Source organism: Gardnerella sp. KA00718 (assembly GCF_049244285.1).
Classification (GTDB): domain Bacteria; phylum Actinomycetota; class Actinomycetes; order Actinomycetales; family Bifidobacteriaceae; genus Bifidobacterium; species Bifidobacterium vaginale.
The window spans coordinates 505,752-519,723 of sequence record NZ_CP058370.1 but is presented as its reverse complement, the minus strand read 5'-3'; the positions used below and the strand labels follow the sequence as shown (position 1 = coordinate 519,723).

6 protein-coding genes are annotated in these 13,972 nt (G+C 43.5%); 1 reads left to right on the top strand and 5 read right to left on the bottom strand.

The genetic code is table 11. From position 1 onward, the window contains the following. Window position 1: 1 nt before the first annotated feature. Entirely contained in the window at window positions 2–145 is a 144-nt protein-coding gene (locus HXT55_RS02040; RefSeq protein WP_004113042.1) for a hypothetical protein, read from the bottom strand. A 271-nt stretch (window positions 146–416) separates the two neighbouring features. Next, window positions 417–1,796, bottom strand: coding sequence for an MFS transporter (locus tag HXT55_RS02035; RefSeq protein WP_004116711.1), 1,380 nt, complete (start codon window positions 1,794–1,796; stop codon window positions 417–419). Between the two features lie 402 nt (window positions 1,797–2,198). Here HXT55_RS02035 and HXT55_RS02030 point away from each other — a divergent pair, with 402 nt between their 5' ends. Next, entirely contained in the window at window positions 2,199–6,302 is a 4,104-nt protein-coding gene (locus HXT55_RS02030; RefSeq protein WP_421792331.1) for a hypothetical protein, read from the top strand. Window positions 6,303–6,653: 351 nt separating this feature from the next. On the opposite strand, the gene HXT55_RS02025 is transcribed toward HXT55_RS02030, so the two are convergent. From HXT55_RS02025 to HXT55_RS02015, 3 genes are all read right to left on the bottom strand, one after another. After that, on the bottom strand, window positions 6,654–12,335 hold the full coding sequence (locus HXT55_RS02025) for a GA module (RefSeq protein ID WP_421792329.1): 5,682 nt from the start codon (window positions 12,333–12,335) through the stop codon (window positions 6,654–6,656). An 85-nt stretch (window positions 12,336–12,420) separates the two neighbouring features. Next, a complete protein-coding gene (locus HXT55_RS02020; protein WP_162861822.1) occupies window positions 12,421–12,582 on the bottom strand; it encodes a hypothetical protein in 162 nt (53 codons plus the stop codon). Between the two features lie 640 nt (window positions 12,583–13,222). Continuing rightward, the gene (locus HXT55_RS02015) at window positions 13,223–13,894 is read right to left on the bottom strand and encodes a GNAT family N-acetyltransferase (protein ID WP_013399735.1); all 672 of its coding nucleotides are present in this window, start codon (window positions 13,892–13,894) and stop codon (window positions 13,223–13,225) included. Window positions 13,895–13,972: the final 78 nt, after the last annotated feature.

Here is a 13,972-nt window from a genome sequence, read left to right as displayed (position 1 = left end):
TCTAATGCTTACCGTATTTTTTCCAAATCTTGATTCCGATGCCGATTAGTACTACAACGATTGCGAAAATCATTGAACCTAAAATTGCGGAGCCTGATTGAATGTCAGCAAAGCCTGCTGCTGCGAATAAATCTGAACCAAACATTACACACCTTCTAAAATTCTTGTTTATTGTTTTGTTATAAAAACCTATTATTCCTAATTCTACAATACTTTTTTGCAAAAGATAATACTCCGAATTGCCTTCGTGCTACGCTTTGAACGCTCAGACAGGTTGTCGCGCTTAGAGCGTAGCGCGCAAGGGTAATTCTCTGTTTGCTGTTGCGAGATATGCGGATTCGTTACATTTGTATTATCGGTGAGGCATTTGTAACGTTTTTTGGCTGTGGCATATACCCCTTTTAGTATGAAAAGCGTCAGTGTTGTTTGCGTGTTACAATAATCCACCCAATTGACGCGATTGGAATTGCAACAAGCGTAGAAATCCATGGAACCATCATTCCGCCGTGCGAGCTCCACGCGTCAATCGCAAAGCCCGCGACCATTGATCCAAGAGAAGCGCCAGTTGCAGATGCCGTTGGCAGCCACGATAATCCTTCGGTAAGCGAGTGCTCAGGAATCGTGTCTTTAACAATAAGATTTCCAGTTGCAAAAATCGGAGAAACACATAGTCCGCTTAAAAGCTCAAAAATGCTTAGAAGCACGAGTCTATCTAAGTTAATGTTCATAAGAATAAAGCCAATAGTAAGAAGGCTTAAAAACACGATTAGATGAGACCAATTAGATCCGCGGAATTTGTGCGAACCAAAAATAACAGCTCCAACTAAAGATCCGCATGCAAACAGCGCAAGTTGCAAGCCGATTAATTTGTCTAATCCTTGCGCGCGCATTGCTGCAGTAACAGATACGTCAAAAGCGCTAAAACTCATATTAAAAACAAGGAACATAACAACAAGTGGTATGATTCCGCGGTAAAGAAGAACGTTTTTAGGCTTCTTCTTACGATTTTTGTTTTTGAGTTGTTTAAGTGAAAGCCTGTCTATAAGCTTTGTAGTGTTGTTGCTTTTATGTGTGTTTTGTACGTTTTCGCTTTGCTCGCTTATTGCATTTTGCACGTCTTCGTCGTATTTAGGTGCGCTTTCTACCTGCACGATTTTAATAACCGCTGGCTGTGTGTTTTTAAGTGATAAGAACCACGCTCCACCTAGTCCACTTGCTAAAACCGGCACAAAAAGTTGAGATACAGGGTGAACGCTAGTGGCAAGCCATGCTGCAAGAATTGGTCCGAAAATAAACACAATCTCGTCAATTCCAGATTCAAGCGCATATGCAACGTTTAGTAACGTATCGTCGCTTTGACTTTTAAGTGTGTATGCCCAGCGCGTTCTAACAAGCGCGCCGAACGCAAATTGCGTAACTCCCATTAAGATTGCAAGCACAAAAAGTATTGGCAAGGGTACACGTATTAGCGCTGCAACAGCAAAAGATAGCATAGCTACAACTTGCGCGCTTAGAGCAAGTGTTCCAACTTTTCTTTGACCAAATCTATCAAAAAGCTTTGCATATAATGGCGTTACGGCTGCTTGCGATAGCACGTATGCGGCACTCATAGTGCCTGCAATAGTCCAATTGTTGTAAATGTGGTTTAGTGCAAGAACGATTCCTAAACCCATCATCGAAATAGGCAGCCTTGCTATTGCTCCAGATATGCAAAACGCTCGCGTTCCTTCAAAAGAGAACAATCTTGCATAATTTGACATAGGCGAAGACTTTTGCTGCGCCGATTTCGATGACATATTCACTTCCCTTAAAATTTGTACGCGTTTAACGTGCTTAACATGATTGATTTTTGAGTATCTTTCTAGTCTACATTATGGCGTCAAAGTTTGCAGATTGATGTTTTGATTTTCCCGTGTTTGTTCCCTTTTTGATCGATTGGGGAAACAAAAGCGGGAAAATCGTTCGCGCATTATGCAGATCGAAATCGTCGATTCGAACGTTAATCCATAGGTATTTGATAAAATCGCATTGAAAACTTGATACCCCCCCCCCCGTAGAGCTGTATACTATTTTCGTATGAAGCAAGGTTTAAAAAAGATCGCAATGGAAGCGAACAAAAAATTGCGATTCTCGCACAAAATCTTGTTTAAATAGCAGAGTCTACGATTTTAATCATTAGAAAAGAGGAGAGGTTAGTTATGAACGCTAAGCTTGCCGTAGCAATATCTTTAGGCGCAAGTTCTCTTGCATTATTCGGCATGGCAGGTGTTGCCAACGCTGAAACAGTTACTCCACCAAATTCTGGCACAAATCCACAACCTGTTGTTCAGCCAAGCACTGATAATCCGGTCGAAAAAGGTAAAGGCGAAGCTCAGCAAGCTATAAATGACGCTAATACGCAGAAAGAAGCCATTAATACTGAAGTCAATAAGGCCGAAAGCGAAGCTACTGATGCTAACACGGATGCCACTAATGCTAACAATGAAGTAATTAAAGCTCAGACTGAATTAGACAACAAGCACAAAGAAGCACAAACAGCTGAAGAAGAAAAAGGTAAAGCTGATAAGGAATTAGCTGACCAGAAGGCTGCGGTAGATAAAGCTGACAAAGATGTTGAAGCTAAGCAAACTGTGCTTAATCAAGAGAAAGAAAAGCAGACGGCTGCTGAAAATAAGCTGAAAGCAACTCAAGACGAAAAAGGTAAAGCAACTACAGATTTAGGAACTGCAGAAAAAGAAGTTCAAACTAAAACAACAGAACAGACTCAAGCTGGAAAAAACGTAGAAACTGAAACAGGTAATCTGCAAACCGCCAATACTCAGCTTGAAAAGGCTAAGAAAGATAAGCAGGATGCTCAAGCAGAAGCAAATCAGCTTTCTGATGTAGCAACTCAAAAAGAGAATGAACACAAAGCAGCAGAGCAAAAAGTAAAAGAAAATACACAACAACAGGAAAAGATTCAAAAAGAAATAGATAATCTGAACGCTGCTGGTTCCGGAACAACAAATGCCGAGGTACAAGAGCTAGAAAAGAAAGCAAATGCAGCTAAGCAAGCTTATGATTCAGCTCAAAACGAAGCAAATACAAAAGCTCAGGACGCTCAAAAAGCTGCTGATGACATCAAAACTAAGCACACCGCATTAATCAATGCAGAGGGTGCGCTGAAAGATAAGAATTCAGACTACGCAGGCTTAATAGAGAAAGTTACTTCTGCAGAAGGTGAAGCTGCTACGAAAGCAGCAGCTTATGATGCAGCAGATAAGAACGCTCCTAAGGATAATGATTCTGTTGAGAAGAAGTCTGACTTCTACAAGTTCTTGCAATATGTGATTAATACTGAGAACGCAAAGGGAGAAAACAAGAACGCTGATCTTATTACGGACGCTGAGAACGCTCAAAAAGTTCTTAAGGGCCAGACTTATACGATTCCGGGTAAGAACAAAACTGTTGGAAATGTCACATATACTACTCCGGGATACACCGCTGAAGCTCCAACATGGTATAACGACTTGGTAAAGCCTGGTTTGGGACGAGTTGGCAGCGCTGACTCTTTGGAAAATATGAAGCAAGCAGCAACCTATTATGCAGCTCTTGACAAGTATCGCAAAGATGACGTTTCTAGCATGAAAACCGTTAAAGTGCGTCTAACTCTTATTGCAGAAAGCATTGTACACTCCTTCTACTCTGCAGCAGTTATGAATCATGCTGCTTTTCATGACGCTACGAAAGGCGCTGATTCAAGTAAAGAAGAGCTGAATACGCATCCGTATATCCATTCTGCAGAAAACCTTGCTTGGGATGCAGATTATAATAACTATGATCCTACGAGGAAAAAGCAGGATCTTGGACAATGCAACACCGATTCTGGTCATCTTTCATGCAGTTATGACAGCAATGAGAAGCACAATGCTGTTGACGGATGGTATGACTTGGAAAAGACTATCTATGATAACACCATACAAAATGGCAAGTGGAAGTTACGCAATATAGATTACACACTTACTACTGAAGGCTTGAACGTACTCAAAGATCATCGCACAGATTTTGGTCACTATTTCTATGAGCATCCTGGCACAAAGCTGTTTAACGACGACACAGATGGACACGTGACAAATGTGTTTAGATCTGCAGTTGGTCACTACACTAATTTCTCCGAAGACAATAACTTTGCTTCAGGATTTGCTAAAGCAGATATCTCTTACGAAAAGCGCGATAAGAAAGACATTTATCAGGATATTGCTGTATGGCACGGAAGTAGCGAAAGCTCAATTAGCATAGAAGAGTACAAGAAGCTTCTCGAAGACTATGCTGACACAATTAAAAGCAGTACTCCTGCACTAAGCGAAAATGAAGCTGAGAATTTGAGGCATCTAAACGCGGATGCAAACAGCGCAAATATGGCTGTGTTCGATGCTAAGTATGATGCTTTGAAAGCAAAGTCTGCTATGGCTGAGCAAGACCGCAAGGCTATTGAGGCTTTGGAAAATAAGATTACCGAAGCATCGAAGAACTTTGAACAAGCTAAGTCAGATACTACCGCAGCGAATGAAGCTTCAACTAAGGCCGCTAAGAAAGCTGAGGAGCTGAAGAACGCTTGGAATACTGCTAAGAATGCATATGAAGCTGCTAAGCAGAAGGCTCAAGAAGATACTCAACTAGGCGAAGAGGCACGCAACAAGAAGATTCAGCAGCTTCAAACTGAACTTCAAAAGTTGCAAGCAAAAGCACAAGAGTTGAGCAACACGGCCGCACAAACCAAGACTGCTACTGAAACAGCTCGCACTACTGCAGAGGCTAAGAAAACTGAAATCAAGACTACTTTGACCAAGGCTATTACTGATGCTGAAGCTACTGTAAAATCAGCCAAGGAGTCCGTAGCGACTGCTGAAGCAGCCAAGAATAAGGCTGATCAAGAGCTTAAAGAAGCCCAAGATAAGGTAACTACCCTGACTCAGAAGATTAGCGAACTTGATTCTAAGATTAAAGCTGAGACTCAGAAAGTTACCGAAGCTAAGAGTGAAGTTCAAGTTGCTCAGACTGCTCTTCAAGGCGCTCAAACAACTCAGAGTACAGCAACAGACCAACTTAAAGCATTACAAACAAAAGCTCGAAATGCTGCTCAAAAAGTTGAGACAGAAAAAACAGCTGTTGAAGACGCAAAGAAAGCTGTTGTTGAGAAGATTAAACTTGCTCAGACTGCTGTAGCAAATGCTCAAACTAAGGTTAAGCATGCTCAAGAAATTGTTGAAGCTGCTAAAACCAAGATTGAAAGCATAAAGAAGAATCTTAAAACCAAACAAGTAGCTATAGCTGCAACTATTAAGGATGAAAAAGTTATAGGACAGCTCAACGCAACATTCTTGGCAGCCTATCAACCGTTTGGCACCTTCATACAAACTCTGACAACAACGAGTACTAAACTGCAAGATACTGCTACATCTCTCACTAAGTCTGCAACAGTACTCACAGAACAGCTGAAAACAGTTTCACCAGAGTCTGTTACACCACCAGTGACTCCTCCAACACCTACACCAGTACCAACACCACCAGTAGTAGTACCAGAACACCATAATGAAGGTGGTTCTAATACCAACACTGGCACTGGCGCACAAGAGCAAAACACTGAATCAGGCAATGCTAATCAAAATACTGGTTCAACTAGTGCAACGCAAAATAACACTAGCAGCAGTACGGGCAACAACACGAGCAACAGTACGAGTTCTAGCGAATCCTTCGAAAACTATTACAACCAGTATCTTGCAGGATACGCAAACAACTTGTTCGGAAATGAGCAACTCGGATTCCACGCTGCTATTCCAGCTGCACAATCGCAGGATGCAAACGGTGCAAACGCTCAAAACGCTCAAAATGCTAATGGCGTTGCAGCGAATAATGTTGCAGGCGCAGCGCACGCTAACACTCTTAGCGCAAGCAGCGCTAACCGCATAGCAGCTGCTCTTGCATCTGGCGCTAAAGCTGCAGCTAAGGATCTTGCTAAAGCACAAGATGCTGCTAAGGATTCTGCTGCTAAGAGCGAGTCCAATAATGATAATGCAAAGAACGATGCAAAGGATTCTGCAAAGAGCAAGTCTAAGAGCGAATCCAATAAGGATTCCAAGAGTGAATCTAGTGAATCCAAGGATGAGTCTAAGAACGCTCAAGCTTCTGGCGGCGCACAAGACGGAGCGCAAAGCGCATCCAACAACACTACGCTTAAGGTTGTTGCAGCTCTAGCGGCTGTTGTTGCAGGAATCGCAGCAATCGGAGGCGGCACTTACTTCGCTCGCCATCGTCGTGCATAATCAAAACTAAAAAACAAAAATAAAACCGCGGTTGACTGGTCTTATAACTGACTAGTCTTCCGCGGTTTTTGTATCTACACACGATCCCGCTTTTTGTAGTCCAACACGCCGATTAGAACTACAAACCCCGTCCAATAACTCCGCACTTTGTAGCGATTTACGGCATGCCGAACAACAAAACCCGTCACATCGTTCACATGGATTAGCCGCGCGAACGTCTTCGCTCGCGTTGAAAGCACACCGTGCTTTCAACCTTAAGCAAGCTCAGCGCTCCGAATTGCCTTCGCGCGCTACGCTTTAAGCGCTTATGTAGGTCGTCGCGCGACGACCTACATAAGTAGCAACTAAACGCTAGTCGCGATTAGCGTGCATTGCGCGCATGCGACGAGTTACAAACGCTCCTCCAATTGCAGCAATCATAGTTGCCATCAATCCAGCAGTAGCAACGTCTGCGCCCGCAGCAACGCCTGCATTCCCGCGAGAACGCATGCCCTTTATAACGCGGCTGCGAACAGCTGCACGCACTTTTGCAGCATTGGCTTGAGCATCCGCAAGTGCCTTACGAGCATCCGCAAGCTTAATAGCAGCAGCGTCAACTTGCGCTTGCGTTGCATGCGGATCTGCAGCAACGCGCTTAGCTTGTGCCAAAGCTTCGTCTAACGTAGCAGCAGCCTGCTTAACAGCAGCATCCGCTTGCTTTACTTCTGGAGCGTTTTCTACAGCGTTATTTACAGCCTTGTTGTCAACACCTGCATTGGCTGCGCCCGCAGTGCCAGTGCCCATTCCTGAGCCTGAAGATGTACCTGCAACACCCTGGGCGCCTGTAGCTGAGCCAGCGTTTGCGTTACCAGCATTACCAGAACCAGGATTGCCAGGCTTAGAATCAGTTTCAGCACTATCAATCTGAATGTTCAACTCGCCCTTATCTACAATGGTAGGCGCATTATCGTTCACACCATAACCTGCTTCAGAACCAGAACCAGCATTACCAGAACCAGGATTATCAGTTCCGGCACCAGGAGTTGGAAGCGGACTTGGGGTCGGGGTCGGAGTTGGAGTTGGAGTTGGATTTGGATTTGGAGTTGGCTCTATTGGTTTCGTGCCATCAAGAGCTTTAGCAGCGTCTTGCAACTTCTTCAAAGCCGCATCCAAAGCCTTCTGCTTAGCTTCCTTTGTGCTAAGATCTGGCTGTTGAGTACCTTGACCAGGTTGTGCTTGCTGATCGGCAGCGCCAGTCAGCTTCTTGATTAATTCATTAGCTTCGCTCAAAGCTGTATCGAACGCAGTCTTCTTATCCTTAGTAGAATACGTATACTTATCTGAGTTCTTAACCTTGTTGTCCTTATCAATCTCATCTTGCAAAGGCTTGGTGTTAACACCATCCAAAGCAAGGCGAGCCTTAATAAGCTTGTCTAGAGCGTCGTCAACAGCCTTCTGCTTTTGAGCTTCTTGATCAGGAGTAAGCGGAGTGGAAGTAGGCTTCTTAGCATCCTCATTATCACTGTTTGCTGTTTGCAAAGCAGATTCTGCATCCTTCAGAGCCTTGTCAAACGCTTCCTTCTTATCTTTAGAAGAAGTGTTATAAACAGGGTCACCTGGAGTCTTAGGATCAGTTTCGCTTGGCTTCAAGTTCTTGTCGGAGTCAATCTCCGCAGCAAGAGCATCGGTCTTAACGCCTGCACCCTTAACTGTGTTATCAAGATCCTGCATTGCCTTAAGAAGATCCTTGTACAGCTCATTAACCTGATCCGCATCCTTAGGATTGCCCTTAGCTTTGTCAAGCACGGCACCAGCTGCAGTAGAGGCATCATCAAATGCCTTCTTCTTATTAGCGTCATTAGAATTCTTGTATGCATCGCCCTTAGCAAACTTATCCGCAATAACCTTCAGCTCTTCAAGACGAGCCATAGCATTATCGGTGTTTGCAGCATTTGCGAGCGCATCGTCAATGTCGTCAACACCAGTATCTTTGCCATTATCGTCCTTGTGATTACCAGCATCAGTGCCATTGATGATCGCCTTGAAAGCATCCTTTTGAGCCTTGTTTAAATGCTTAAATTCATCAATCTTCTTTAGAGCATCCGCAATCTTCTTTGCTTTCAGCGCGCGATCAGCAATACCCGTTGGGTCGCCAAGCTTTTTTGCATTGTTGATATCATCAATAGCCTTCTTCTTTTCAGCATCGGGAAGATCACTATTTTTGATACGTTCAATCTGCTTTTCTTTTTCTTGCTTGAGAGCGTTCTGGTCATCGTTGGTGTTGCCAGTCGTATCGCGCTTAGGCGTATTATTCTTGATGTCTTCCTTAGCAGCATTAAGCGAAGTATCTACACCATTAACAGCTGTCATGATGTCAGAAGGCTTTGTTGCACTGTTAACAGTGTTCTTGGCATCATCGATTGCCTTAGCGGCAGCTTCATACTTATCTTTAGCTTTTGCTTTCTGCTCATCATTCAACGCCTTGTATGCTGCATCAAGTTCTGCCTTCTTAGCATCAAGCTTCGCAATACCAGCATTCTTTGCATTCTGCTCATTAATTGCGTTCTGGCGCTTGGCTGCGTCAAGATCATTCTTAATCTCTTCTGCAGTAGCAGCAGGATCCTTCTTTGCAAGAGCATCTTCCAAAGCAGTGAGTGCTGCATCCTTCTTGCTCGGATCAGAACCGATTAGCTCCTTAAGAGCCTTATCGTCCTCGCTGTTAGCATTGCCGTGGCTTAGGAACGGAAGCGCGCCAGCACTAACATCCTTGTGCGCTTCATTAAGATTATTAGCTTCATATAAAATCTGCTGAACTTCTTCAGGAGTCTTAGCACCAGGCTTGGTAGCATCCCCACTCTTTCCATTCAGCTTTTCCTTGAGCTTATCCTTTTCATCTTGAGTCAGATTGCCAAGACCATCAATTGCATCAGAAGCTTTCTTTTTCTTATCCTGTAGCTCTTGCTTCTTCTGGTCCTCCTGCTTTTTATCTTCCTCTTTTTTCTGCTCTTTTTCCTTATTTTCTTTGTCTTTCTTTTCTTTTTCCTTTAACTGTTCAGGAGTTACATTATTCTTGCCAGCCTGATCATTAGCCTGCTTGAGGATATTCTGAATCTGCTCCTTTGTATTAGCATTTTCAATTTGCTTCTTGTATTCTTCCTTCTGCTTATCAGTAAGCTTTGGATTACGATTAATAAGCTCCTTCGCCTGCTCTTTAAACTTCTTGAGATCATCAGCAGATGGGGTTGGGTTTTGATCCTTAGGCTTAGGAGTAAACAAATCAGCTTTCTTAATTCGAATCAGTTCTTCCGCATGACTATCGGTAGAGCCTGCTTTCCAGCCGCGAACAACTAAATCACCACTAGAATCAATACCAACACTCGTCACACCACCTGCTTGCTTATCTCCATTGTAAATATTCAAGCCGGATGTTCCACTTGTAGCAGGAGTTAAGTTATATGTGTTTGCATTGTTGCCAGAAAGAACAGTAGCACTCTTAGAATAAGCATTCGCGAGCTTTGACCAGTCAGTCGTCGTATAGTTCTTCTTCAAGAACTGCTCTACAACAATCTTCTTGTAATCATCATCAGTTAAATCACCCTCGTGATCCAACGTCAACTTCTCAAAATTGTACGTATACTCAACTGGCTTTGGCTTCTGATAATCAGCAATCTTCTTGATAAGCTCACGAAGAGCTTTCTCATTATTCATGCCATCAATATCTGTGTCAGTAGCTTTTAGAGTGGTTATAGCATCATCTGTTAACTCTCCAGCTTGCTTTCGCTGGTCACGAAGCTGCTTAGCAAGCTCTTTCAATTTTTCAACGGTGTTGTCCGTAGGAGTCTGGCTTCCACTATTTGGAGCATACAAATCATCTGCTGAAATAATAAATAATGGGGTCTCAGTTGATACGTCAATATTAGCGTCATCCTGGTCTGCATACTGATAACCAGTAACTGTTAATCCATTATCACTATTTACACTAATTGATGTGACTCTTCCATTACCATTGTTATATGGTTCAAGATTTGTTGTACCGGCTTTCGCTGTCCAGTTTTTACCAACAGCTACGTTACTAGTAACACTTGCTAATTCTTGTTCAGTCCAACCAGTGTAATTATCTTTAACAAACTGCTTTAATGCTTTAGCAGCTTCTTGAGGCTTTACATCAGAAACCTTGGATTCATTAATTTGAGTCTTAGTAACAAAATATTTATAAGTATTTTTGTTGTTGTTAGGGTCAGTATCAGTCTTGCTCGTAGGCGTCTGCTGCGTAGGATTCTGGGTACCAGTTCCAGTTACCTCCTTTTTATAGAAGATTCCGATTGGATAAACCTTATCCTCATATCCATCAGCCTTGAAAGTCACGGTACCATCCGCAATACTAATCGTTGCAGATGTTATAGTCACAGACTTACTAGGATCGTTCGCATCTTTTGCATTACGACCCTTTAACTGATTTTGAAGTGTTGTAATTAAACCTGGAGCAACAGTAGCATGCTTATCAAATGGATCAAATTTTACCTGAGCAGGTGCATCCGGCAAATCAACCGTGAACGTCTTCTTTTCTTCAGCTGGCTTTGGAGTTGGCGGCTTTGGAGTAGGAGTTTGCTCAGCAGCCTTTTGCTTTAGGAATTGCCAAGAAGGAATCTCTGTTGTTGAACCGTCTGCCCAGGTGATGATGGCATTCTTGAAGTCTTTATCAAAGCTTACAGGAGTTTTATCGTCTTTCTTAGCTGCAATATAGACATCCAAGTCAGCGTTTGCTTTATCGAAAGCATCGGTTACTTGCTTTTTCTCCGTGTCAGTCAATTTTGAAAGATTCTCAACCTCAATCACATCTGGCACAACATACGGCGCCCAGTCGGAGATTTTTGGTCCCTGGAACACAAGCTCAGACGCAGGAATAGTAGCCTTGGAGCCGTCTTCGTAAGTCACAACAAGGTTCTTTCCGTCTTTATCGAAAGCAATAGCATTATCCTTAGCAAGATGCTTGCCAAATTCGCTGCTATCAGGGTTCGCCTTCTTGAACGCAGCAATAACAGCTTCCTTATCTTCCTTCGTCAAGACGCTTGGATTCACAACAGGAATTGCATCAGGCAAAGTTGGCTTATACTTATCGCTATCGGACTCGTCTTTAGAAACAAGCAAGCTAGCTGGCATAGTGCGCTTAGTGTTGTCTTTGAAGGTTATAGTTGCAGAGCCGTCATTATTTATAACAATGCCGTCTTGACCGTCTTTAACTAATTCATCAAACAGAGTTTGAGAACCAGCTTTTCCGCGATTAGCATTTTCTATTGCTTCTTGAACCTTACCCTTTTCATCAGTGCTAAGCGCATCAAGCTTCTTAACCTTCGTAACCTCTGGATAGTTAAGCTTCAAATGGTCCGCAATCTTTGGCGTATTGTGCTTTTGACCAACAGCATAGTGCCAGTTACCAGCAAAACGATACACGCCAGCAGCAAAACGAAGCGGATTCTCATCGCGCTTCTGCCAAGCATCATCCGTCATCTCGCCAACATAAGTCATATCGTAGAAGCGCTGCCCTGCAGACTCCCAGTCTACAAAAATGCCTTGCAAGCCAGCGGTTTGCTCTTGGTAAACACTCCACTGGCTCTCCGTATTTCCAGCGTTATCGTAACTTCCCCCATTAAGACCAAGCAGCTGCTTCCATCCCTTACTTGCAAGCACATTTTGCTCATCAAAGTAGAAGTTGGAGATGCTTTTCCACTGCTTTGGAGTAGGATATGTTTTCTTAGACACAACGCCGTAGCCGTTTGTATCTGTAAACGTAAACTGCGAAGAGCCAGTTGGCACAAACGGCTGATTTCCGCGCTGATTTGTTAGTTTTTCAACGCGCGTATACGTAATATTTTGAACGTTCTTCAAGCCTTTTGGAACGCCATACCACCACATTGGGCGGAATCGCCAATCGTCAGCTGCGCCGTCTTTTTTGGCACAATTAGAAAGATAATGAACGCGAACAAACTTTCCAAGCGGGTCTTTACCTTCATCCTTGCCCGCCTGAGCATGCTCAAGAGTATCGTAATAATCCACTTCTATGTGGAAACGAGCTTCTGTATAACTTGCGTCTGTTTTATAACCGTAATAAATGTTGTTGCCAGTGCCGTCTACATAACCGTCAGCATAGGCAGGTGAGGAAACGAATACCCCCCCCCCCGAGCACCATTGCGCCAGCTAGCATTGCAGCGCAAACACTCTTTGAAAGAACTGGCTGAGAATCAGCCCCAACACCAGAATTAACGCCAGAATAGTGCTTAACTACACGAATCTTCTTAGACATACTCTTACTCCATTATCTTACTCTTTGGATTAATGCGCCAACCCGACCGCAAAATCCACACAATTATGCAAGTCATATTTTACTAATTGTTTTATACAATTTAAGATTAATTCGTATGATGAATTTTATATGATTAACGCGCACAACACACAAAAATCTCGGTGATGAAAATCACGCAATTGTTCTAGCATGTAATAGGGCTGGGTGATTCTTGGTCGAACAGTATAAGAGCGGCAGACGATACCAAATAATCCAAATGATCAACCACTACAAACAAACTTCAACCTAAAAACAAAATCAAAGCCAAAACGGAACAACCGCAACACAAGATAACACATAAGAGGCAGAGCGTTGTGCGAATCGACGACTTCGAGCTGCATAGCGCGCGAGAAGTCACCTCGATTCGCTGAGCTTGCTCAAAGTTGAAAGCACAGTGTGCTTTCAACGCTAGCGAAGGCGCGAGCGCGCTTAGACCGCGCGAACGTAGAAACACACAGCCCTCGCGCAACAGTAAACAGAGAATGTCGTTCGCGCAGATTAGCTGCGCTCACGTCTTCGTCGCGTGTAAAGTCCACTGGACTTTATTCTTGAGCCAAATCACGCTTTGAAGGAGCTTGAAATGCGTTATGCAATTTCAAGCTCAGTCAAAGCGCTTGGTGCGGTTTACAAACGGCTCGCCCGAATATATGTACAAGTCCTCAACAAGATCTTTTACGCGGTTCGCATACTTCTCATGATCCTTTTTAGCCCACGTAGCATCTCGCCTAAGCCCGTGATAATCGTAGAAACTAACATCGCAAGCCGTATCTGTGTGCAAAAAGTAGCGATTCACTCCGCGGCTGCGCAAATGTTGCATTGTGCGCTTCCACAATCCGCCACCGACTCCGTGCCCGCGAGCGTCTGGAGAAACAATAAAAAGCTCCAACTCTGCCTGAGTCAAGTCGTTAATATGGCTCATCGCCTCTAACTTGCGCTCAATCTGGCCCATGCCAATCGCAGAATCCAACGCTTTTGCGTGCGAAGAATCGCCTTTAATAGCCATCTTTGCTTCTTGCTCTTCTAGCATCTTCTTAACTTGCTTAAACAGCACTTTATCTCCGTACACGCGCGCAAGCAAAAGTCCCATAAATTTGCCGTTTATCGTTGCAACAGTTCCAAACGTGGATGGCTCTAAATAGTGCAGCACGAATCGCCTAGAAAGATTGCGCGAAGCGTCTGCTCCAACAGCATTCGCAATCCCCCATGTGCGCTCGTATTCTTCTATGATTGCGTCAATGTCGTTAATTTTAACTGGACGAAACTCAACCGTCATTTTGTCCTTCTTTTACTTTTACTAACTTTACTTTTACTAACTTAAATCGGCTTATATTCTACTTTTAGATTATCAAAA